Annotated in this window: 19 protein-coding genes; 8 read left to right on the top strand and 11 right to left on the bottom strand. The window is 59.5% G+C overall.

Going from position 1 to position 23,525, the window contains the following annotated elements; genetic code table 11:
* Positions 1-33: 33 nt before the first annotated feature.
* Positions 34-717, top strand: a complete 684-nt coding sequence (locus AC3RLQ_RS10370) for an SDR family oxidoreductase (RefSeq protein ID WP_493036775.1) — start codon at positions 34-36, stop codon at positions 715-717.
* A 14-nt stretch (positions 718-731) separates the two neighbouring features.
* Here AC3RLQ_RS10370 and AC3RLQ_RS10365 read toward each other — a convergent pair whose 3' ends face one another.
* Both AC3RLQ_RS10365 and AC3RLQ_RS10360 read right to left on the bottom strand, forming a co-directional pair.
* Positions 732-1,469: an RluA family pseudouridine synthase gene (locus AC3RLQ_RS10365; RefSeq protein WP_493036773.1), complete on the bottom strand. Its 738-nt coding sequence runs from the start codon at positions 1,467-1,469 to the stop codon at positions 732-734.
* Positions 1,466-2,203, bottom strand: coding sequence for a M15 family metallopeptidase (locus tag AC3RLQ_RS10360; RefSeq protein WP_493036771.1), 738 nt, complete (start codon positions 2,201-2,203; stop codon positions 1,466-1,468). The genes AC3RLQ_RS10365 and AC3RLQ_RS10360 overlap by 4 nt, the downstream gene beginning before the upstream one ends.
* Positions 2,204-2,266: 63 nt before the next feature.
* On the opposite strand from AC3RLQ_RS10360, the gene AC3RLQ_RS10355 reads away from it, so the two are divergent.
* Complete coding sequence (locus AC3RLQ_RS10355; protein ID WP_493036769.1) at positions 2,267-3,508, top strand: prepilin peptidase; 1,242 nt, start codon at positions 2,267-2,269, stop codon at positions 3,506-3,508.
* Positions 3,509-3,635: 127 nt separating this feature from the next.
* Here AC3RLQ_RS10355 and AC3RLQ_RS10350 read toward each other — a convergent pair whose 3' ends face one another.
* The 7 genes from AC3RLQ_RS10350 to AC3RLQ_RS10320 form a co-directional block, all read right to left on the bottom strand.
* Positions 3,636-5,222 (bottom strand): sulfatase family protein, encoded by a 1,587-nt coding sequence (locus AC3RLQ_RS10350; protein WP_493036767.1) that lies wholly within the window; start codon positions 5,220-5,222, stop codon positions 3,636-3,638.
* Between the two features lie 57 nt (positions 5,223-5,279).
* A complete protein-coding gene (locus AC3RLQ_RS10345; RefSeq protein ID WP_493036765.1) occupies positions 5,280-6,791 on the bottom strand; it encodes a sugar ABC transporter ATP-binding protein in 1,512 nt (503 codons plus the stop codon).
* Positions 6,788-7,837 carry a sugar ABC transporter substrate-binding protein gene (locus tag AC3RLQ_RS10340; protein ID WP_493036763.1) on the bottom strand — a complete coding sequence of 350 codons (1,050 nt, stop codon included), beginning with the start codon at positions 7,835-7,837 and terminating at the stop codon, positions 6,788-6,790. Before AC3RLQ_RS10340 ends, AC3RLQ_RS10345 begins: the two co-directional genes overlap by 4 nt.
* 311 nt (positions 7,838-8,148) lie before the next feature.
* Positions 8,149-8,625 carry a ribosome silencing factor gene (rsfS, locus tag AC3RLQ_RS10335; protein WP_493036761.1) on the bottom strand — a complete coding sequence of 159 codons (477 nt, stop codon included), beginning with the start codon at positions 8,623-8,625 and terminating at the stop codon, positions 8,149-8,151.
* Positions 8,626-8,843: 218 nt separating this feature from the next.
* Positions 8,844-10,097, bottom strand: a complete 1,254-nt coding sequence (locus tag AC3RLQ_RS10330; protein ID WP_493036759.1) for an exo-beta-N-acetylmuramidase NamZ family protein — start codon at positions 10,095-10,097, stop codon at positions 8,844-8,846.
* Between the two features lie 66 nt (positions 10,098-10,163).
* A complete protein-coding gene (locus tag AC3RLQ_RS10325) occupies positions 10,164-12,428 on the bottom strand; it encodes a peroxiredoxin family protein (RefSeq protein ID WP_493036757.1) in 2,265 nt (754 codons plus the stop codon).
* A gap of 108 nt (positions 12,429-12,536) precedes the next feature.
* Positions 12,537-13,400, bottom strand: coding sequence for a ThuA domain-containing protein (locus AC3RLQ_RS10320; RefSeq protein WP_493036755.1), 864 nt, complete (start codon positions 13,398-13,400; stop codon positions 12,537-12,539).
* A 146-nt stretch (positions 13,401-13,546) separates the two neighbouring features.
* Here AC3RLQ_RS10320 and aroE point away from each other — a divergent pair, with 146 nt between their 5' ends.
* Entirely contained in the window at positions 13,547-14,431 is an 885-nt protein-coding gene (gene aroE, locus AC3RLQ_RS10315; RefSeq protein ID WP_493038842.1) for a shikimate dehydrogenase, read from the top strand.
* A 907-nt stretch (positions 14,432-15,338) separates the two neighbouring features.
* A complete protein-coding gene (gene infC, locus AC3RLQ_RS10310; RefSeq protein ID WP_493036753.1) occupies positions 15,339-16,193 on the top strand; it encodes a translation initiation factor IF-3 in 855 nt (284 codons plus the stop codon).
* Positions 16,194-16,241: 48 nt separating this feature from the next.
* On the opposite strand, the gene rpe is transcribed toward infC, so the two are convergent.
* Positions 16,242-16,916, bottom strand: a complete 675-nt coding sequence (rpe, locus tag AC3RLQ_RS10305; protein WP_493036751.1) for a ribulose-phosphate 3-epimerase — start codon at positions 16,914-16,916, stop codon at positions 16,242-16,244.
* A 69-nt stretch (positions 16,917-16,985) separates the two neighbouring features.
* Between rpe and tadA the strand changes: the two genes are divergently transcribed.
* Entirely contained in the window at positions 16,986-17,540 is a 555-nt protein-coding gene (gene tadA, locus AC3RLQ_RS10300; RefSeq protein WP_493036749.1) for a tRNA adenosine(34) deaminase TadA, read from the top strand.
* A gap of 555 nt (positions 17,541-18,095) precedes the next feature.
* On the opposite strand, the gene AC3RLQ_RS10295 is transcribed toward tadA, so the two are convergent.
* Positions 18,096-18,722 carry a hypothetical protein gene (locus AC3RLQ_RS10295; protein ID WP_493036747.1) on the bottom strand — a complete coding sequence of 209 codons (627 nt, stop codon included), beginning with the start codon at positions 18,720-18,722 and terminating at the stop codon, positions 18,096-18,098.
* A gap of 176 nt (positions 18,723-18,898) precedes the next feature.
* Between AC3RLQ_RS10295 and AC3RLQ_RS10290 the strand changes: the two genes are divergently transcribed.
* The 3 genes from AC3RLQ_RS10290 (at position 18,899) to rpsG (ending at position 23,489) form a co-directional block, all read left to right on the top strand.
* Complete coding sequence (locus AC3RLQ_RS10290) at positions 18,899-22,249, top strand: hypothetical protein (RefSeq protein WP_493036745.1); 3,351 nt, start codon at positions 18,899-18,901, stop codon at positions 22,247-22,249.
* Positions 22,250-22,576: 327 nt separating this feature from the next.
* Positions 22,577-22,981, top strand: coding sequence for a 30S ribosomal protein S12 (gene rpsL, locus AC3RLQ_RS10285; protein WP_397384263.1), 405 nt, complete (start codon positions 22,577-22,579; stop codon positions 22,979-22,981).
* Between the two features lie 34 nt (positions 22,982-23,015).
* On the top strand, positions 23,016-23,489 hold the full coding sequence (rpsG, locus tag AC3RLQ_RS10280; protein WP_397384262.1) for a 30S ribosomal protein S7: 474 nt from the start codon (positions 23,016-23,018) through the stop codon (positions 23,487-23,489).
* Positions 23,490-23,525 lie beyond the last annotated feature (36 nt).

The raw sequence follows: 23,525 nt of genomic DNA, 5'->3' as shown, positions 1-23,525 counted from the left end.
AGTTGCGGCGCAACTGGTTAACTTTGGCCCTGCATGCCTGCTTCGTCCGAATCATCACCCCGCATCGCCGTCATCACCGGCGGTGCAGGGGATTTGGCGCAGTCGATTGCCACCGAACTGCGGCAGGCCGGGTTTGAAGTGTTGTCCCCCGGACGGGAAGCGCTCGATGTGAAGAGTGCCGACTCCGTGCGCAGCTTTTTCGCGAGAGTGAAGCAAATCGATCTGCTGGTGAACAACGCAGGTGTTTGCCGTGATGTCTCCGTGGCGAAGATGAGCGAGGCCGAGTTCGATCAAGTGGTGGATGTGAGTCTGAAAGGCGCGTTTCTCGTGGCGCAGTCGGCGGTGAAGCTGATGTCCAAGCAGCGCCATGGCCACATCGTGAACATCGGCTCCTACTCGGCGCTGAGTGGTCCGGCGGGTCAGGCGAATTACGCAGCAGCCAAGGCGGGACTGATTGGCTTCACGCAAAGCATCGCCAAAGAATACGGCGCACGAAACATCCGCGCGAACTGCGTGTTGCCCGGCTTTCTGGAAACCAAGATGACGCGCCATCTGCTGGAGGATGCCATCTGGCGCGAGGGGTTAATGAGCCAGCACACCCTGGGCCGGCTGAACACCACACAGGACGTGGCGCGCTTCATCGTCTTCCTGCACAGCATGGAAAACGTGAGCGGCCAGGTCTTCCAACTCGACAGCCGCGTGCGGCGCTGGGCATAAGTCCCCATCGCATTTCAGAGCGTAAACTCCGGCGGCAGCGGTGCATCCCAGCCCGATGGAAACCCTTCGAGATTGAGCTCCAGCCGCGAGGAATGCAGCGCCTGCCGTGGCAAAATAAGCTTGGCCTCCAGCGCTTCCGTCCACCCGGTCTCGATGAATTCCAGGTAGCAGCGGTCATCGCGACCATAGAGTTTGTCTCCGACGATGGGCAGGCCGAGATGGTGCAGATGCACGCGGATCTGGTGCATGCGGCCGGTTTCGGGCTTCGCTTCGATCAAGGCAAACCGTGCGCCGTCACGCTCAAACCGCTGCAAGGTGCGGAAGGCGGTGTGGCATTCGGCTCCTTGCGGGTGGACGATTTGTTTGACCCAGATGTCAAAGGGCTGCACATCGCGCGCGTTCAGGATCGGGGCATCCAGCGTCAGTTCCTCCCACTCCGGCCAGCCATGTACGAGGGCCACGTAGGTCTTGTGAATCTTGCGCTCCTGCATCGCCATGCCGAAGAGGCGGGCGAGTTCGTGATTCTTGGCGATGAGCACCACGCCGCTTGTTTCGCGGTCGAGGCGATTGATGATGGACACCTGGCCACCGTTCGCAATTTCATACGCCAGCAGGTCGCATACCCGATGCCAAAGTGTGGGCGGGCCCTTGGGATCTCCCGGATGGATTTGCAGCGGCGCCGGTTTGTTGACCACGATGTAGCCGTCGGTCTCATCGATGACGGTGAAGGTGGCGTTGTTACGAATGCTCACGGCGGTGACATCCCGGGAAGGGCGATCCGCCAGCCGTAGACGATGGGCTGGGGATTGTTGAGGTATTCGGCGTCATCGAAGTGCCACCACTCAGACTCCAACTGGATGAATCCGGCCTGCTTCATGGCGGCTTGGAGCATTTGCAGGTTCTGTTTCACCACAGGATCGTTGCCGGTGTAGTTTCGGCTCGCATGAGCGAAGTCCTGGTCAAATCCGGTGGGCATTCGCTGCGGGTTGCCTTGAGCATCTACCAGGGTGAGATCGACCGCTATGCCTCCGCAGTGGCGGCTCCATCCCGCATTCGGGGAGAGAAACATGCCCGTGCTGCCGCCGGCCTTGTGCAGCGTCTCCTGCGCCTCCGGCGGTCGATACGCATCCCAGATGCGCAGGCCGTACCCCTGAGCTTGCAGGATCGCCTGGGCCCGCTTCAGCTTTTCCGCCGTTTCCGTCCGCAGCAGGCATGGCATGTGGGGCGGGTAGATAGGTTGACCGGTGACGTTATCCGCAGTGCCGTAGCGCAGATCGATGGTGATGCCCGGAATCACTTTGCGCACATCCACGAGGCCGCGCTCCCGCGCCAGTTCCAGGGTGCGGCCGGCATCGAGGGGACGGCCGGAATCGAGGGTGTCGTTCGCATACAGCGTGCCGCGCCCCTTCTGCGGACTGGTACAGGAACTGAGGGCGGTGACGGTGAAAAAAATGAGACGCAGGCTGCGCCAGGAATCTGAAGTCATGCTTAGTTTTTGCTTCCGTATTCACGCACGGCAGGCCAAGTTTGCAAACTTCAGCCCACATTCATGCGCTTTCAAATTCTCAACACCCTGCTGCACATTCTGGCCTTCTACATGGGGGCAGGGATCGGCTCCTTCCTCAATGTGGTCATCTACCGCCTGCCGCTGGGAATCTCGGTGAACAATCCCAAGCGCAGTTTCTGCCCCTCCTGCAAATACAAGATCCCGATGTGGCAGAACATCCCGCTGCTGAGCTGGCTGCTGCTGCGTGGGAAATGCGCGAACTGCGGTGGCAAGATTTCCATCCGCTACTTCCTCGTGGAGTTGCTGACCGGCGTGGCATTCTACATGGTCTTTCTGAAGATAAGTGGGGAGTACGCTCAGGGCGGCAATCCTTGGTTCATGATCAAAGCCTGGGGGCCGCACGTGCTTTGCCTGTGGGTGTTCATGAGTCTGCTGATCTCGGGCACGTTCATCGACATCGACCACTTCATCCTGCCGCATCGGATCACCATCGGTGGCACGGTAGTCGGGGTGCTCGCTTCCTGGTGGGTGCCGGCGCTTGTGGCGGAAACAACCCACACACGCGGCCTGCTCATCTCTCTGGCGAGCGCCGCCCTGGGACTCGGTGGTCTGTGGATCGTGGTGGAGCTGGGCAAGCTGGCCTTTGGCAAGGTGAATCACCGGCAAAAGCCCGCCTTCCTGAAATCTGCCTCGCCTGGAATGAGCAAGCTGATGGGAAAACTCATGGGCAGTGAGTGGCTGGATGGACCCGTGAAATGGAGCGTCGTTCAGGAGGATGAAGAACTGCCTCCAGTGGTGTCCATTGGCCGTAAAAGGATGGAATGGGGTGATATCTTCGGCATGCGTGACTCCGACCATATGGTGATCACCTGCGACGATCTCAAAGTCAATGACCGCACCTGGCAGAACGTCACCGCAGTGATGTGGATGGAAAAACTGCTCGTGAAGTCCGAGGGCGCTGGAGAGGAGTTTCCGCTGGAAGGCGTGAAGATTCTGCATGGCACGGTGTCTCAGGTGGTCATCCCCCGAGAGGCCATGGGCTTTGGCGACGTGCTCTTTCTCATGATGATCGGCTCCTTCTGCGGCTGGCAGGCGGTGCTTTTCACCATCTTTGCCGCATCGGTCATCGGCACCCTGTCTGCCATTGTACCCCGCATTCTCGGCAAGGCCGAATGGAGCGCCAAGATCCCCTTTGGCCCTTATCTGGCTCTCGGCGCCGCACTCTGGGTCTTCTACGGCCCGCCGATTGTTGAGTGGTACGTGAGCAAGACGATGTGGCGGTGAAAGAGGAGGCGAGCAGATGAATGGCATTCCCTGCCGTCCGGCAGGTGAGGGATCATCCTGATCCCTCAATACTCAGCTTCGCTTACCCCTTTCAAACGGGGATCAAGATGATCCCCCTCCATTCGGATCACTCCTCCTTCTTCGCGCCTGCCTTCTTCTTGCCCGCGCCCTTGCCTTTGGGTTGCTCCGGCGGATTGACCTCGCCATCGAAGGCTTTGTTGCCGAAGGCAAAGCGCGGCGGGGGCATCGTTTCCTTCACCTCGGCCTGCAGGCGGATGATTTCGGCTTTGAGTTCCTTTACGGTGTCGGCGTAGGCCGGGTCATCGTAGAAGCTTTTGGTCTCCAGCGGGTCCTTTTCACGGTCCATCAGCTCCCAGTCATCGACGTCCGGCTTGTAGTAGTGGATGAGTTTGTAGCGGTCTGTGATGACGCCGTAGTGCGGGCGCACGTGGTGCGGCACCGGATACTCGTAGTAATGGTAGTAGAGCGATTTGCGCCAGTCAGCGGGCGTCTCTCCTTTGAACAATGGCACGAGGCTGCGGCCATGCACATCCGGCAGGTTCGGGCACTGGGCGATGTCGAGGAAGGTGCTCGCGAAATCGATCAGACTCACGATTTTGCTGCTCGTGCTGCCGGGTTTGATCACGCCGGGCCAGCGCACCAGGAACGGCGTGCGCAGGGATTCCTCAAAGATCCAGCGTTTGTCGAACCAGCCGTGCTCGCCAAGGTAGAAGCCCTGATCGCTGCTGAGCATGACCACGGTGTTTTCGGTGAGGCCTTCTTTGTCGAGGTAATCGAGCACGCGACCCACGTTGTCGTCCACCGCCTTCACGCAGGCGAGGTAGTCGTGCATGTAGCGCTGGTAGCGCCATTTCACGAGATCACGGCCAGCGGGTGCTGCCTCGCGGTACTTGGCATTGCGCGGCTCGTAGTAGGCGTCCCAGGCTTTCTTTTGCTCTTCGGTCAAATTGCCGGGAGTCACGAGTTTCACATCGCGATCCGTCATGGTGCGGTCGATGCCCATGTCGTGGTCGCTCACCGCCTTGCTGCGGCCGGAGTAGCTGTCGAACAGGGTCTCGGGCTCTTCGTAGACGCGGTCCTTGTCAAAGCCGAGGTAGCGCACGGGCGGTTCCCATTCGCGATGCGGGGCCTTGTGCTGGCACATCATCATGAAGGGCTTGGTTTTGTCGCGCTGCTTGAGCCAGTCGAGCGTGAGATCACCGATGATGTCGGTGGTGTAGCCCTGGTATTTCACATTCTTGCCGTTGTCGACCATCGGCGGGTTGTAGTACACTCCCTGGCCGGGAAGCACATTCCAGTAGTCGTAGCCCACCGGGTCCGTCATGAGGTGCCATTTGCCGATCATGGCCATCTGGTAGCCCTTTTCATGCATCACCTTCGGGAAGGTCGGCTGGCTGCTGTCGAACTTGCTGTTGCTGTTGTTGTAGAAGCCGTTGGCATGCGAGTACTTGCCAGTCTGAATCACCGCACGGCTGGGGCCGCATATGGAGTTCGTCACGAGGCAGCGGTCGAAACGCATGCCTTCCTTCGCGATGCGGTCCATGTTTGGCGTGTCGAGCAGCTTGCGGTGGTCGCCGTAGCAACTCATGGCCTGGTAGGCCAGGTCATCACAGAAGATGAAGACAATGTTCGGCGGCTGCGCGGCACTGGCGGCAGTCGCGAGCACAAGGGAGGCAAGGAGGGAGCGGATCATGGTTGATGGAAATGCTGGATGTCGAACGCGGGAATGAGGGACGCTTTTCAAAAAGAATCAGCCCGCATGCCCCATGGCGGCGGCCATGAGCTTTTCCTGCGTGGCCTCGGCGCGGCTGAAGGCTCCGCCGATGCGGCCGGAGTTGAGCATGAGAATGCGGTCGCTCATGCCGATGAGTTCCGGCAGCTCGCTGGAGACGAGGATCACGGCTTTGCCTGCGGCAGTGAGCTGGTTGATGATCTCATAGATTTCCAGCTTGGCCCCCACGTCGATGCCGCGTGTGGGCTCATCGAGAAGAATGACCGTGGGTTCCGTGAGCAGCGCCTTGCCCAGCACCACCTTTTGCTGATTCCCACCGGAGAGCTTGCCGACGATCGCCTCAAGTCCCGTCGCTTTGACGCGGAGCGAATCGAACATGCTCTGATTGCGCCGGATCTCCGCATTGCGCTGGATGAATCCGCCACGCACCACGCTGGCCAGGGAAGACAGCGAGAGATTGAAGCCAATCTCCTGCTCAAGATGCAGGCCGTAGCGGCGGCGATCTTCTGAGGCCAGCACCAGGCCGCGCTGGATGATCGTTTCTGGCGTGAGGCGGCTGAGAGTCTGGCCATTCAGTTCCACACTGCCGGAAACATGGCGACCCCAAGCGCCGAAGAGATGCATCAGCAGTTCCGTGCGTCCTGCACCCATGAGTCCGCCGATGCCGAGCACTTCGCCGGCGCGCAGTTCAAAGCTGATGTCGTGCAGCCTCGCGCTGCCAGTTTCAGCATCAGTCACGCTCAGGGAATCCACGCGCAGGATCACTCCTCCGGGCTGGCTGGTGCGGCGGGGGAAGAGATCGCCGATCTCGCGGCCCACCATGTGGCGGATGACTTCGGCCTTGCTGGTGTCAGCGGCGTTTTTGGTGCCCACGGTTGAACCATCGCGCAGGACCGTGATGCGATCCGCGATGCCGAACACTTCGTCGAGTTTGTGAGAGATGTAGACGCTCGCGATGCCGCGCTGGCGGAGATCACGCAGGATGTCCAGCAGGATTAAAACCTCGTGCTCGGCTAGTGCGGCGGTCGGTTCATCGAGAATCAATATCTTCGAGTTCTTGGCCAGCGCCTTGATGATTTCGACAAGCTGCTTCTGCCCCACTCCCAGCGTGCGCACGGGCGCGGCGGGATCGAGATCGACCTTGAAACGGTTCAGCAACACCTGTGCTTCCTGATACATGCGCGGCCAGTCGATGAAGGCCCCCCAGCGGCGTGGCTCACGGCCCAGGAAAATATTTTCCGCCACCGTCATCTCCTCAACGAGCGCCAGTTCCTGATAAATCACAGCGAGTCCGGCCTTCTCCGCGTCTTTGATCGTTTCAAAGCGCGCTTCATTCCCATTCACCTCGAAGGAACCTTCGTAGCTGCCATGCGGATGAATGCCTGAGAGCAGCTTGATCAGCGTGCTCTTGCCCGCTCCGTTTTCTCCGCAGAGGGCGTGGATCTCGCCTTCGCGAAGATCAAAGGACACATCTTTGAGGGCGGTGACGCCGGGGAAGCGTTTCGTGATGTTTTGAGCACGTAAAATCATGGCTGGGAGGATTGGAACACTTCGTTTTCCTTGCGGAAACCATCCTTAACAACGGTCTCGCGCAGATTCTCCTTCGTGACAGAGATAATATCCAGCAGGACGGAAGGCACGTCAGTCTTGCCATTCGCAACCGCATCACGCGCGATGACGGGTTGGCGGCGTGCCAGTTTCAGCGCGAGGTCGGCCGCCTGCGTCGCGATGCTTTGGATCGGTTTGTACACCGTCATGGCCTGCGTGCCCTGTGCGATGCGCTGGCATGCGGCGAGGTCGGCGTCCTGCCCGGTCACGATGATCTTCCCGGCGAGTCCTTCCTCCGTCAGCGCCTGGATGGCTCCGCCTGCCGTGCCGTCATTGCTGGCCAGGATGGCGTCGAAGTTCGGGCCGTTTTTGGTGATTGCGGCATTGGTGATCTTTTTGGCGCTTTCGGGTTTCCAGTCCTCGGCCCAGTCCTCAAAGATCACCTCTACTTTGCCGGCGGCGATGAGGGGCAGCAGGATGTTGTCCTGCCCCTGCTTGAAGAGCTTGGCGTTGTTGTCCGTTTTTGCGCCATAGATGCGGATGAGGCGCAGCTTGCCACCAGCGGGGATGCGATCCGCGAGAAACTTCGCCTGCAGTTCGCCGACCTTCACATTGTCAAAGGTCAGGTAGAGATCGAGATCGCAGTCCGTGATGAGCCGGTCATAAGACAGCACGGGGATGCCAGCCTGATGCGCGAGATTCACCGCCTTGGCCATCGCCGCGCCGTCGTGTGGAATGATGACGAGAGCATCGACCTTCTGCGTGATGAGGCTTTCGACATTCTGCAACTGGATGGCGTCGTTGCTGTTGGCAGACTGCACCAGCACATCGGCGCCTGCGGCCTGCGCTTTGGCGGTGAAGATGTCACGGTCCACCTGCCAGCGTTCTTCCTTGAGCGTGTCCATGGAAAGGCCGATGAGCGGCCTCTGCCTTGCCGCTGTGACGCCCGCGCCACCGCGAGCGATGACCAGGCCAATGACGACGCTCAGGGCGCAGGAAACGAGAACAAGCAGGATGCGGGCGGGCATGCCTGCTGTTTTAGCGAATCTGGGCTGGTAGCGCAAGCGTCCCGCTTGCAGTCAGTCAAAAGGGCCACGGTTAAGCGCCATCGTTTGCACCATGCTGCCTTCCCGCGACGCATGCTCTCCTGCGCCCAATTCAGGGCGCGACCTTGGGCCGGCAGGTGAGGTGGGGCGTTTGTCCCAGGGCAGCACTCGCCAAGGCTCGGCCCGCCCTGGGCTGACTCCTTCGCGCCGTTGGCGCAACCGTGTGCGCTGAGCGCATTAAAGTGCCCTGCATGGATCTCCACCTTAGCCAGCGTTCAACTGCACGCTTGTTCTTACTTCTTCGCGGTCTTTTTAGCGGGTGCTTTCTTTGCAGCGGCCTTCTTCGCCGGAGCTTTTTTGGCAGCCACCTTTTTCACCGCAGCTTTCTTGGCCGCCTTGGGTTTTGGCTCCGGTGGAGGAGGCGCAAGGTTCAGCTCCATCTCAGGGGCGTCTCCCCAAAGTTCTTCGAGGGCGTAGAACTCGCGCTTCTCAGGCGTGAGGATGTGAACCATGACGCTGCCGTAGACGAGGATGATCCACTGGCTCTCAAAATTGCCGTCTTTGACGTCGGGTGGAGTGGCATGCTCTTCCTTCATGCGCTCGACGATTTCGTCGCGCACGGCACGGAGCTGAGGCGTGGACATGGCCGTGACGAGCACGAAGTAGTCGGAGATGGGCGAGAGTCCGCGCAGGTCCAGAATGCGGATGTTCTCCGCTTTTTTGTCATCGGCGTAAAGGGCGCAGGCGCGGGCGATTTCGAGGTCTTCCATGGTTGTGTTGTATCTAACGCACAGCCATAAGCACGGATTTGAGTCTTTTGACAGAACTTTTACACTCCGTTCATGCAGCGTTGACGCAAGCTTCCCCTCATGCGCCACTCTCCCGGCACCATTAATCGCACTTGTGCCTCCGTCCCGCCTGCGTCTGGCTGGTCACCTTGCAGACCAGCCCAAGTGCTCATTAGCGGCGTGGGCTACCGCTGGCGGGGTCAGGGATAGAGCAGGAAACGCTGCCGCTGGGAGCGGAAGCTCTGGTTGTGGCTCTGCCAGCGCGCCACGATGTTCACTGCGGGAACTCCACGGCGCAGATCGGAGTAGAGAGATTCGCTGCCATAGACTTTGTTGAAGAGGTTCAGCTTGGAGCCGCCCATGCGGCCAATCACCTTGCCTCCGGTGAGACGGTTGATTTCAGCTAGGAGAAGAACATCGAGTGCAGTGATGTCTGCGGTGGCACGTGGAGAGATGTTGATGCGGACACCACCAAAGCCGTTCTTGGAATAGGGCGAGAAACTGACGCCCGGGGTGTTGAGGCGTTGACAATACGCATAAAGCGCCTGCGGATTCACGCCACTGCCACCGGCGTAGCCAAAGGGGTTCTCGGTACCGATGCCGATGTCCACAGAGGTGGCCCCTCCGAGGATGCCGGTGGCGACGTAGTAGAAGGGGGAGGTGGCGTGCGGGATGTTGGGCGAGGTTTGATACCAGTGCAGCCCGGTGTCCTGCCAGACCATGCCACGGTTCCAGCCCTGCATCTTGACCACATTCAGGCGTGGTGTGCGGGCCATCCAGCCTCGCGCACCTGCCATCATGGCGAGTTCACCTGCGGTCATGCCATGCACGTAGGGGACGGGGATCTGGCCGACGAAGGATTTCCATTTGGATTCCAACGGCGGTCCCTCTACGCGCCAGCCACCGAGGGGATTTGGGCGATCAAGAACCACGAACTGCTTGCCGCACTCAGCGGCGGCTTCCATGGCCACGATCATGGTGCTGATGTAGGTGTAGCTGCGGCAGCCGATGTCCTGCAAATCAAACACCAGCACATCGATGGGGGCGAGCATGGCCGGAGTCGGCTTGCGGGTCGGGCCGTAGAGCGAATAGACGATGAGGCCGGTCACGCTGTCGCGCCGGGTGCTGACGTGCACGCCGGCGCCGATGGTGCCGTCGATGCCATGCTCCGGCGCATACAGCGCGACGAGATTCCGACCCAGCGCCCGCTGCATGGCGGTGCGTGTGCGCTCACCACGGCCCGTCATGCTGGTCTGATTGGTGATGAGGCCGACCCGCTTGCCCTGAATGAGATCAAAGTTGCGGGAAGCCAGCACGTCGATGCCGAGCATGAACGGCCCCGCCTGAGCAGCCTGGGGCTGATAAGCCTGCTGCGGTGCAGGCAACTCGCACGAGGCTAGAATGAGCGCTGCGAATGCAGCAGCGGTCCGAAGAAAAGCGCGTGGGAAAATCATGCGCAGTTCATAAGGGCGAATGCCGCACGCGGCAACGTCACGGATCAGCGAAATCCGGGGTGCGGCTCACTTGCTGACCTGGGCGGTGGAAGCGGCTGGGATGTCGAGCTGCAGCAGGCGTTTGGATTCCTCCAGCGCGAACTTGGCGTCCTTGAAGGGTTCCCAGCTGATGTCCTGCCAGCGCTGCTTGCCCTGGGTGTCGATGAGTATGGTGGCGTGCAGGTTTTCGTTTTCGAAGTCGTCGTGGGCGCGCACTTTTTTGAAGGCTGCAAGGCTGCTGTCGCTCAGGATGGGGAAGGGGAAGGGCTGGTCGGCTTTGAGATTGAGCTTGGGGCGGATACCTTCGGCGACCTGCGGGGTTTCGAGCGTGACGGCCACGAGCTGAATGCCCGCCTTCTCAAAATCGGCGGTGGCCTTGGCGAAGGCCTGGATCTGCTCGACGCAATGCCCGCAGTCATGCCCGAGGTAGAAGATGAAGAGGGTGGGTTTCTTCGCGGTGAAGTCGGTGCTTTTGACGGACTTGCCCTCAAGCGTCAGGGCTTCAAAAACCGGGGCCTTGGGGGCGCTCCAGTGGACGGGGCCGAGGGATGCGATTTCCGGGCGGACGCCGCTGTCCGTACGCTTGGGGGCAGGTGCCGGCCAGTCACCTTGGACGCCAAAGGTTTTAGCGAGCGTATCGAGGCGTTTGGCGATGGGCAGATCGCGATCCATGGCGAAGGCCAGCTTGCGGGTTTCCTCGAAGGCTTTTTTAGCCTCTTCCGTTTTTCCGCAGGCCTGCAGGACCTCCGTTTTGATGGCGAAACCGACGAGGTCCTGCGTGAAGTTTTTGGTGAGTTCTGCTGCCTGCACTTTGTCGTCGAATTTGAGCCAGTAACGGGCGAGACGCTCCTTGGGGATATCGAGCGGCTTGAGGTCTGACAGGAGCTTGTGAGTTTCGGCACGGCGGACGGACCCGTCCTTGGTGCCGAGGGCGACCAGCGCCTTGAGTTCGGCGATGGCGTTGGCTTTGGCCTTCACCTCAGGTTTCGGGGTCTTCTTCGCCTTGGTGTCCGTGGAAGCTTCTTTGGCGTCTGGCTTTTTGGGTTCAGCAGCCGGCTTGGTATCTGTCTCGGGTTTGCTGGTCTTGGCGGGGATGACCACGGCTTCGAGGTCCTTCAAGGCGGCGGCGACTGCGGGAGTGTCGCCGAGTTGAAAGCTGGCGAGCCCAAGCGCATGGAGGCGCGTGATGTCATGCGTGGCCTGGCCTGCGGGAACCTGAGTGAAGGCCTTGACCTCGTTCCAATTTTCCCATTTGAGGAGAGTTTCGATCAAACGAGTGCGGCCGTAGCTGGCGGAGGTGGAGGGCTTGTCGAGGGTGTTGTAGGTGGGATGGCGGGGAATGGCGATGAGGCTGCGTGCCAGCGCGGCGGCGTCTTTGGCGCGGCCGAGGTCGTTGAAGGTGCGGGTGAGCCACTCTTCGTTGTGCGCGTAATTGTGGATCTGATCCGGCAAAATGTAGGTGCGGATCATGTAGGCATGATCGACGCGGGTGCTGGCCTCCTGCTGCCATGCGGCATCGTCGGGGCGCTTCAGTTTGGAGAACGTATGGCCGGGCATGTGCCACATGTGGGCGATGCCGGGGGCCGCCTGCCCGCACTGTGCACCGGACTTGAGGGCAAAGATGGGTTTGGTCTGATCCCACAAATGGATGCGGTAGTGATGCGCGGGGTGATTCGGCACGGCGGCGAAGATTTGATCCAGCAGGGCATCGACGGCCTGGAGGCTGGACATGGGGGCTTCTTCGCGGGAAAACCAGATGCGCCAGACGAGGAAGGCCTTGGCTTCGATGTCCTTGGGGTTGTCCTGAACCAGCGTTTCGAAGTCCTTGATGCAGTCGAGGCTCTTCTGCTTTTTGTCGCGCTTGTCGTTTTCGCGGTAGAGGTTTTCGAGGGTGGTGATCCACTTCTGCTCACGTGGCGTGGCCTTGGCTTTGAGCGGGGTGGCTTTCTTGATGAAGGCTCTGGCGCGTTTCTCATTGTTCACGTTGGCCATGCTCATGCCCCAGTAGGCCATGGCACATTCGGGGTCGAGGGCGGCCACCTGACGGAAGGAGCGCTCTGCCTCATAATACCAGAAGCCATGAAGCTGGCCGACGCCCTGAGTGAAGAACTTCTGCGCGTCCGGCTTTTTGGAACTGATGGGGAAGTGCACCGCATCCCCACAACCGGGAATGAACACCGCCGCCTGACGCGGGCCTTCGTTGAAAGCTTCCCCATTGGCGGAGTGGCCGGGGTCTCCATGGGCGTGAAACGCGATGGCGAGAGTGAGGGCGGGAACGATGAAGTGGCGCATGGGAAGGTGATTCAAACGCTGATCGGGATGAGAAACTGTGTCTAGTTGGAAAATAAAAATGCCCGGAGGGAGCCTCCGGGCATTCGTGAAGTTGAGCGAAAACAGGGCTTATTTGCCGTATCCAGGCTCCGCCTTGCCGTTCTCGTTGATGTGGCCGGTAGTCCAGAGGATGCCGCGGGTGATCAGGTCGAGGTAACGGGCATCACCGACGGTGGCGGTGTTGTGGCCGATGGTAGTGGAGAAGATTTTGGTTTTGTTCGGGCCGTATTCGTTGGTCCAGGCGACGACGCTGGTGGCTTCGGTGGCTTTGGCGTCAGGTGGCAGGGTTTCGCCCTTCTTGGCCTTTGGCGGGACGATCTGCACACCCGTGGCCAGCGGCTTGCCGGTGAGGACCTGGATGTTGTTGTAGAGCTCTTCGTTGATGGTGGTCCAGTTTTCGAGGCCCTGGGTGATTGGGTGGGTTTTGTCGGTGAAGGTGATGGCAATGGGCTGCTGCGGGCCGTGGCCAGTCGATTGCAGACCGATCATTTCATACCAGCCCGAGTTGTCGGCACCGGCTTTCACGGGTTCGCGGAAATTGCCCCAGCGGTAGCTGTGCATGGCGCAGTGGAGATTGATGGCGGGCTTGCCGGCCTTGTGGGCATCGAGAATGGCGGCGACGTAGGCGGGATCCGTCACATCGGCGCTGCATTCGTCGTGAATGATGACATCGAAGTCTTTGGCCCAGTCCTTGGCCTTGTAGATTTCAAAGGTGGCCTTGGTGGTCTTGTCGGGGTTGTAGGCGACATCGACGATGGCGTTGATGCGGGACTCGATGCCTTCTTTGAGCACGAGGTGCTGCTTGTCATACTCATGGCAGCAGCCGCCGGCGACGATGAGGACGCGCAGAGGTTTGACGGCGGTGTCGGCGGCCTGGGCGAGAAAGAGGGCCGCAGATACGGCGAGGGTGAAGAGAGGGAAAAAGAGTCGCATGGGGTTGGTGAGTGGTTGTAACGAGAGTGCTGATTGCAGCGCGGATGGAACGGGATGTCGAGTGGGAAAATTGCGGGCAGCTTTGACAGCCGGTGGTTCTGCGGCATGTCTGGAGTGTGGGAGATTTTTTATCATTCGAAGATTTGATGGGCTGGAATGCGGTGGCCGGGCGCTTCACGCCGCCGGCGCGGCTGGCGGTGATCGGTGATCCGATCGGGCACTCGCGCAGTCCGCAGATGCACAATCCGGCGCTGCAAGCCTGTGGTATCGACGCGCAGTACATTCGTGTGCAGGTGCCGGTGGGCCGAGTGACCGAGGCGTTTCGGCAGTTTGCCAAATGCGGCTTTCTCGGCGTCAACATCACCATCCCGCACAAGTTTGAAGCCTTGGACGCGGTGGATGAGCTCGATCCCCTGGCTCGTCAGCTCGGTGCGGTGAACACACTGGCGATCCGCGATGGCAAACTGCATGGCTACAACAGCGACGGCCCCGGCTTTTTGCGCAGCGTGAAGGAGGCGTTTGGCGCGGACGTGAAAGATCTGCGGGTGCTGATCCTCGGTGCAGGCGGTGGCGCAGGGCGTGCAGTGGCGGTGCAAAGTGCCCTCAGCGGATGCCAGAAACTGCAGCTCGTGAATCGTTCCCAGGCCAAGGCTGAAACCGTGGCCAGCGAGATTCAGGCGCTGGGTGGCTGTCCTGATGTGAGCGTGGTGCCGTGGGATGATGATGATTTAAGAGACGCGCTGGCAAACACCGACCTGATTGTGAATGCAACATCACTAGGTATGAAGCCTAACGACTCTAAGCTGCTGCCAGCGGATGCGCTGCAGGCACGGCACCTCGTCTTTGACATGGTTTATCGTGCAGGTGGGGAGACCCCATTGCTGGCGGATGCCAGGCAGGCTGGGGCCCGCACCGTGGATGGCCTGACGCTGCTGCTGCATCAGGGGGCGATCTCTTTTGAGCACTGGTTTGACCGCCCGGCCCCGCTGGAAGTCATGCGTGCAGGCTTGCAGAAAGCCGTGATGGAGTGACATAGTACGGGGTCGCATGAGTTCCTCGCGCCATTTTGTTCTCAGCTTTTTTGGCCCTGTCGTCGCTGGTGGAGTCTTTTGCGGGTTCATTTTGCTCCTCTGGAGCTGGCTGGAGCGCCATCACATCTCCCCGCTGGTGACGATGCTGGTGGGAGGGCTGTTGGTGGGAATGATCACGCGCCGGTTTGTGAGGAACTGCGTGGCGGTGAGCTGCCCGTTCTGCGGTGGGAAAAGCTACGAAATTCCTGGTGGTGGAAACCGCTTTGCCTGCAGGGTGTGTGGGAAAGACCACTGATGGAGAACGAAACAACCAGCTGGTGGGCGCTCTACTGAGACGCTGCGTCGTTGATTTCCTGCTGCCATCCCCTCTGTACGGAGGAGGGCGGCGGGTCGGAGTTGGGAAAAGCGCTTTTTTCCAAGCCTTGCTTTTATCAGTGATTCCCTGAGATTTGACGTAGGAAAATAAATCGGCTTGCTGAATCTCTTGAAAGTCGTTACTTATGTCCAGCGTTTGAGTCCACGGCTCCGCCAGCGGCTTTCTAATGAAAGCGCTTTTTCTTCTGACTTTCTCCGCATGATTTTTTCTTTGTCGCGTCCACACACCCCGCATGATCGGGCAGGAGCAGGCGCGTGCATGTCGGAATCGAGTCCGTGCTGATATGATGTTTTCAGCGCGCCTTTCCCCACCAATTTTCCAGGTGCCTGCCACAAGGCGGCCTGGAGTTTCGAACACACCCGGAGGTATCCTATAAGCAATCCATTCCAGCAGTTGAGCGGCGGCAATTTTGCGCCACGTCCCCAGCAAAACCAAGGCACAGGCGGCCCACCGAGGCCTGCGGGTCCGGCCGGCCCCGCTAATTCAGCTCCTGTTCCCGGAGCGCGTCCCACAGGACCCGCCGGACCAGCCTTGGGAGCACCACGGCCTGCAGGACCGGCCCGTCCAGCAGGGGGCTATCAAGGTTCCAGTGGAGCGTTTCGTCCCGGTGGTGGTGGCAATCGTCCAGGCGGTCGTGACCGACCCAACGGTCGTTTTGTAGATCAAACCCGTGTCAACGAGCGCATTCGTGCGCCGAAGGTGCGCGTCGTCGAAGAAGATGGTCATCATCAGCTTGGCGTCATCCCGACTTCGCAGGCCATCCGCATCGCCAAAGAACGTGGGCTGGACCTGGTGGAAGTGGCTCCGAACGCCGATCCGCCCGTGTGCAAAATTGTCAATTACGGCAAGTACAAGTACATCCAGGAGAAGCACAAGAAGGAGGCCCACAAGCATCAGAAGGGCGGCAAGGTGAAGGAAATGAAATTCCGCATCGGCATCGATCCTCATGATTACCTGATCAAGATCACGCATGCGGAAGACTTCCTCGCGGAAGGCCACAAGGTGCGCATCCAGCTGCAGTTCCGTGGTCGCCAGATGGCGCATCAGGAGCTCGGCCACTTGCTTGCCAAAAAGATCAAGGCCGACCTGCTCACCATGGGCCACGTCGATCAGGATCCGCGCATGGCGGGCCGTAACATCAACATGCAGCTCAGTCCGTTGCCGGAGCGTCAGCGCCAGCGTAAGTTCAAGACCCACCTCAAAGGTGTCACTGAACATAAGGACATCATTCACCACGAGGGACATGATCCGCGCGAGGACAAGCACGATGAGCATGACGATCATCACGATGATCATGTCGACGGCCATCACGCGGAAACGGACCACGCAGCCGAGGCTCCGCCACCAGTGCAGGCTGAGGCGCCACCGCCACCAGCGGCTGAATAACTCCAAGATCCCCACGAAGGGCAGGATTCATTTCCTGCCCTTTTTCTTTTATGCCACGGAGGCTGCGAGATCGCGCATCGACTGGTTCATGTCCGGCGGGCCGAAAGACGAGGTGCCGCAGACGAAGAGGTTGGCGCCGTGCTGTTTCGCAATGGGGGCCGTGTTCGTGTAAATGCCGCCATCCACTTCGAGGTGAAATTTTAATCCGTTTGCGTCGCGGTAGTCACGTGCCGCAGCCAGTTTTGGCATCGTTTCCTTCTCCATGAAGGGCTGCCCGCCGAATCCGGGCACCACCGTCATGACCAGCAGCAGGTCAATATCGTGGACAAATGGCAGCGCGGCTTCAAACGGCGTGCTGGGGTGCAGCGCGATGCCGCAGTGCAAGCCGGCCGCGCGGATGCGCTTCAGGGTCTCCAGCACACTGGTGTCGTAGTTTGCCTCGACGTGGATCGTGATGTTCTGCGCTCCGGCCTTGATGAAACGCTCCAGATAATGATCCGGGCGGTGGATCATGAGGTGCACGTCCAGATACATGTCCGTGCATTTGCGCACCACCTGCACCATTTGCGGGCCGAAGGAAATGTTGTCCACGAAGTTCCCGTCCATCACATCCAGATGCAGCCATTGCGCCCCGGCATTGGCGGCACGTTTGACTTCAACGTCGATCTTTGACCAGTCGGAGGCCAGCAGGGAAGGGAGGATGAGGTTCGTCGTGTGATTCATGCCTTGAGATAAGGTTCAGGGTTTAAAGTTCAAGGTTTGAGTTGATGCGGACTGCGTTTATAAAACGCGGTGACCGACCCCCTGATCATCAATCCCTTCGACGACGAGTACTACATGCGCGATGCGCTGCGCCAGGCGCGCAAGGCTGCCAAGCAGGACGAAGTACCCATCGGGGCCGTGATCGTACATCAAGGCAGCGTCATTGGCCGTGCCTGGAATCAGGTGGAGACGCTCAAGGATGCCACGGCCCACGCCGAAATGCTGGCACTCACCCAGGCGGAGAGTGCTCTGGGCGACTGGCGGCTCACGGATTGCGATCTGTACGTCACCAAGGAGCCCTGTCCCATGTGCGCCGGGGCCATCATGCACTGCCGTGTGCGCCGCGTGATCTTCGGTTGTCCCGATGTCAAAGGCGGTGCTGCGGGGGGCTTCTGGAACCTCCTGCAGGCACCGAATCTGAATCACCGCACCGAGATCACCCCCGGTGTTCTCAATGACGACTGTGTGCGCATCCTCAAGGAGTTCTTTGCGGAAGCCCGCCGTCGGCGTGCGGAGGGGCTGGAGCACAAGAAGGGCGCGGCTAAGGAGGCGGCTGACGACAATGTGGTGTTTGACGGCCCCTAAAACCAGTCACCGTTCTGGCGAGGATTCTGAGAGCACTTGGGTGCAAATCACCTCGCGCAAATAATTGAGCAGCTCACGTGGCGTCTGCTGGCGTTTTTGGGTCTCGATTCTGGCCCAGTCTAGCAAACGCCAGAGTTGGATGAGCGGCGCGCCCTCGGAACTTAGGCCAAGAGTATTACCGCAGCGGCAGTTGGCCAGAGTCACAGTTCCTATGGGGTGCCGTGGCCTCCAGATACCCAATTCTGCATCGAAGGGAATGGCATCTCCTTGGTGTTCGGTATTCAGCAGGTATTCCCTCAGGGTGGGATAGCGGTGCTGGCATAGGGGGCAGACGAGAGGGAAATGTCTCTCCAAATATTTGCGCGTAGCCGCGACCACTTCGGCTTCTCTCATCATAAGGCGTTCGGCATGGAATGTCGAAAATGGACACACATGCCGATATGGAACAGCGGACTGAGCCGGCTGTTCAATTGTAGAATAAAGAAGGCTGTGGAAGGGTAAAGCGGTGGATGTGGACCGCTTTGCTGCAGGTCATGCCGGCCCGCAGTGGATCGGCTAAGGCGCCTCTCCTGTGAAAGTAGCGATTACTTTCGGGTCCGCGCCGGCCTTGATCGCGAAGATTTCACAACTCGCGGCGAAGGGGTCACTGGTGTAGCGCTCGGCGAGATCGGCGGCAAATTCATCGAGCAGTTCCGCCTTGGCCGGGAAGATATAAAGAGAGTGGCGGTCCGGCGTGACCACCCAGATTTCAGGGCCAAACAGTTCCGCAAAAATCTTAGGCAGTGAGGGGGCGATGAGCAGTGTGGCATACAGCGAGGAATCACCGCGATAGACTGCGTAGGCGATCCTGCCGTCGTCACCCTTGATGAGTTCGGGCTTGAGTTGAAGCAGCCGTTTGTCTGCGGCGACTTTGGCGCGAGCAGTGAAAGATTCGACGCTGAGACCGAGCTTCGTGAAGGTATCCACAGAATGTGGTTCAACGCCGCTGACGGCGTTGGTGCTCTCTCTGTAGCAGGTAAGCACCGTTTGCTGCGAATTCGGCAGGGTGATGGAATAGGCGCCACGCATGGCCTTGGGCTCAGGCATGAGCAGGAGGGATTCGAGCTTGCGTTCGACGGCAGCGGGCTGCTGGGCGGGCATGAGGGTGGCCACGAGGAACAAGATGCAGAAAAGAAGGCGCATGGAGTGGTAGTGTGGCGCTAAGTGCGGGGGGAAGCAAATGCGCAGCCGGCAGGCGTGTCCCTGATTGAATCTGAAATTTTTTGTGGGATTGAAAAAAGGCGAGACTCAGATAATTTTGCATTTCTTCCGCCTGCATGCTCATGCATTTCCTACGATTATTTCAGCGTCCGCCCCCGATGGCTTTGTGCTTCGGGTTGTTTCTGGCGGCCGCCATGACTTCATGGGGCGCAACACCGGTGATCACAACCACGGCGGCCACCGGAGTGACGAATGTAGATGCCTCCTTCAACGGCACTATCGACCCCAAGGGAGATATATTTGAAGTGAGGGCGGAGTATGGAACGACGGCGAGTTATGGATCGGTGACCCCGGCCTCATCTTACTTTAACGGGACAGGCGCGCAGAACTGCGGCTTTCACCCTTCGAGCCTGAGCCCCAGCACGACCTATCACTATCGCATCGTCGCCAGCACGCTGGACGGTGGGAGCACCTATTTTGGCAATGATATGACAGTCACCACGCTGGCGACTCTGCCAGCCTCGATGGGCGCGGCGATAGGCAGTGTGTCCGTTGCCGATCCCACCCAGGTGGCTTTCTACATGACTTCGATCACGGCCGGTATTTCCCGGGTCACGGTCTCCTATGAATATGGCCTGACAACGAGCTACGGCTCCGAAGTGGTGAGTCCTAATCAGGTGGCGCCGAATACGACCGTCAGCAACGCCGCGGGTGCGTTAGTCACGGGCTTAACCCCTGGCACAACGTATTATTTCCGCGCGAAGGCAGTGAGCGACCAAGGGGTGGTTTACAGTGCCGACAGCGCTTTTACCACACCTGTCGGTCCCGTGGTGGTTACGACTGCAGCGACGTCAGTGACTGATCTCGGTGCGACGCTGAATGCTACCGCAATGACGAATGGCATGGCTTTGGACATCTCCTTTGAATGCGGCGTGTCATCCTACACGAATGAAATACCTGCCTCGTATAAAATGAGCAACACGAGCGCCGCACCCGTGAGCGCGCGGGTGGATTTTTTGCGGCCCGCCACCACCTACCATTACCGCGTAAAGGCCGCTTACTACTTGGAACCACGTTATATTTACACCACTCCCATCTATACTTACCATGGAGCGGACCAGACTTTCACCACTGGGCCTGCGGCCACTCCGCCGACTGCGGGAGTGATCACCTCCTCAAGTGGCGGAGGCACGACGTTGCGGCTGGGCTGCGAACCTGTTTCTTCAGGGAGTTCACCGGCCACGGTTGTCTTCCAGTATGGGCTCACGGATTCTTACGGAAGCTCCATTACCGCCCCGGATCCTCTGCCAACGAACTACTCTGGCATCGCGACGTATGTGGACCTCACCGGATTGAGTCCTTCCACCACGTATCATGTGCGCTGTGTTCTGACCAATGGCGAAGGCTCGGCTTCCTCGGCGGACGCCACCATAACCACAGGCGCGCTGCCTACGTTGGCCGCCGCAGCGGCCACGGGTGTGACGGATCTCTCCGCAGTGCTCAATTCGAGTTACGATCCCAATGGGCCCAGCACAACGGCCACGCTGAGTTTTGATTTCGGAACCTCCACGGCATACGGCACCACGCTGAATGCCACGCCGGGAAGTCTTGCCGCCGCAGGAACGTTCAGTGCGAACGCCACCGGCCTGCTGCCTGCCACGACCTACCATTATCGGGCCCGGGTTCATTATTCGTTTGGCGCGGGAGTGGACTACTCCGGGCCTGACGTGGTCTTCACAACAGCTGCCGCCAGCACCCTGCCCAGCGTGAGTGATGCTGCGGTCGTGCGCGTCACCACCACAAGAGCCTTGATCAGTGTGTCCAGCATCAGTGCAGGCAGCTCGGATGCCCAAATCTTCTGGGAATACCAGGCCGCCGGGGGGAGTCCGCAAACGGTGCCGGCAAATCCCTCCACGCTGGCCGTGAGCACCACAAGTCCGGCCGCATTCACACTGACCCAGCTTTTGCCCGGCACCAGCTACACCTGCCGCTGTGGTGCCACGAACGGGGAGGGGACCACTTACAGCGCCCCGGCTTCGTTCACCACGCCGAGCGCGCCTACGTTGATCACTACGGCAGCCATGAGCGTGACGGATGTCTCCGCTGTCTTGAACGCCTCCACCAATGCGAACGGAGGCTCAAGCTATATTGTGGCTTTTGAACTCGGAACGACGACGAGCTACGGCACGCTTTTCAATCCGACGGCAATGAGCAATGTCCTCAGTGCCACGGCCCCCACCACCGCCTTTGCCGCCACGGCCGGCCACCTGCTGCCGAACACCGCCTACCACTACCGTGTACGGGCGCAGGAAATCGTTTTCGTTGGCAGTTCGGTCATGACTTTTGACATCTACTACGGGCCAGATCAAACCTTCACCACGGGAGCACCTTCAACGCCTCCTACGGCCACGACGCAGAGCGCAACAGGGCTCGCGCCAACAGGAGCGACCTTGAATGCGCTCTTCGAAACCGGAAGTTCACCGGCCACGGTTGTTTTCGAATACGGCAGCACCACCGCTTACGGCAGCCAATACACCGTCCCAGCCGCCTTCGATACGAGCACGGCAGCCACGACGACTTACGCCCTGCTGGGGCTGACGCCGAATACGGCCTACCACTACCGTGTCCTTGTGACCAACGGTGAGGGGACGAGCACCGGACAGGACATGACCTTCACCACCTTGTCTCCGCCTACGGTTACTGCCACTACCGTCACCGCTGTGTATGCCACATCCGCGAACTTCAATGGCACCTACAACAGGCAGAACGGCTTTTACACAGTCACGTTCGAATATGGCGAGACGACAGCCTATGGACTGACAGCCACGACGGGCGTTGTAGTCACTGGTGGCTTAGGTGGCACAGGTGGAGGATTGATTCTTGGAGGTGGTGGCATTAATATAGGCGGGATAAATACGTCCAGCAGCGGCTCGGCCACCGCCTACTCCCTGCAGCCCCTGACCAGCTATCACTTTCGCATGAAGCTCACGGATGGGTATGGTAACAGCTACTACGGCGGTGATGCCAGCTTTACCACCGTCTCGCCTGTGCAGGCGTGGCGGCAGCAAAAGTTTAGCACGGTGCAAGATGCTGGCAGTGCGGCAGACCTTGCCTGCCCGGCCGGAGACGGCGTCCCTAATTTGCTCAAGTACGCACTTAACATGGATCCTGCCAGAGCGGGTGTGCCGCCGCAGCCGATACTGAAGGATTATTCGGGTGATCGGCGTCTCAGTTTCACCTTCACTCGTGATTCCGCGAAGACGGATGTCACGTACGAAGTGCAGGCGGCGGACAACGTTGCCGGACCATGGACGACACTGGCCTCCAGCGTTGGTGGTGCTGTGACCAGCGGGCCGGGGTTTGTTGGTGAAACACCTTCGGGCCTTTTTATTATCTTGCCATTGGGGGCGCCCACACCTCCGCAACCCATGGACGTCGAAGTGAAGGATGTAGTGAGCATGAAAGATGCACCACGCCGTTTCATGCGGCTGCAGGTGACGCGGCAGTAAGAGTGTGCTTTCCAGCATGGAAGTTGCGCGTATTCAGCTGAATTCGATGCCGGTTGTTCACAAAAGCGCTATCGCTGACCGCACGAATGTGAATAATTATTTCAAAAAGTGTGAAATAGAGCTTGCGGGATGCCGGGGACTCGCCAGAATGCGCGCTCCCCAAGGCCCGGCCTCTTCAACGAGACCGGCAAATCAAGATCCTCCACGGAGGCTCTTCATTATCGGAACCAGAACCGGAAAAGTCTGCGTATGCTCATTGTGAGCATGGCGCGCTGTCCCCCGAAACTGGCTACGAACAAAGCCAAGGGTTCACAGCTCTTTCACACCATGCCCACCATCAATCAACTCGTCAGACACGGCCGCAAAGATAAAGCGGTAAAGTCGAAGTCTCCTGCGCTTGCAAAGTGCCCGCAGCGTCGTGGCGTCTGCCTTCAGGTGATGACCCGCACACCTAAAAAGCCCAACTCCGCTTTGCGTAAGGTGGCCAAGGTGCGTCTGACCAATGGCTACGAAGTCATCGCCTACATCGGTGGTGAAGGTCACAATCTTCAGGAACACAGCATCGTGCTGGTTCGCGGTGGTCGTGTGAAGGATTTGCCCGGTGTGCGTTATCACATCGTCCGCGGCACCCTTGACTGCCTTGGTGTTGATGCCCGTCGTCGTGGCCGTTCCAAGTACGGTGCAAAGCGTCCAAAGCCAGGTGCTGCCGCCGCTGCCGCGAAGAAGAAATAATTTCCGCTGATTTCACTCCTAATTTCCACACGCCATGGCCCGCAGAAAACGCGTTTATAACAAAGAGGTTCGCAAGGACAGCCGCTACGACAGCGAACTCGTCGCAACTCTCATCAGCAACATCATGCTTGATGGCAAGAAGTCGCTCGCCGAGCGCATCGTTTATTCCGCCATCGAGGCGCTTAACGACAAGACCGACAGCGTCGATCCTCTTGAGCTCTTCAATCGCGCCATTGAGAACACCAAGCCACGCGTGGAAGTCAAAGCCCGCCGCGTCGGTGGTGCCACCTATCAGGTGCCCCTCGAAGTTTCTCCTCGTCGTCAGGAGTCCCTGGCCATGCGCTGGATCGTTGGTTTTGCCCGTGGCCGTAAAGGTCAGGCAATGCACCGCGCTCTTGCCAATGAGCTGAAGGATGCCGCCCAGGGGCAGGGGAATGCCGTCCGCAAGCGCGACGACGTTCACAAGCAGGCACAGGCCAACCGCGCCTTCGCCCACTTCCGCTTCTAATCGTTTCACTTTACTTTTTCCGTCACTTTTCGTTTT

Source organism: Prosthecobacter sp. GW821-HT29F12 (assembly GCF_058803405.1).
This window is presented reverse-complemented; position numbering and strand designations above follow the sequence as displayed.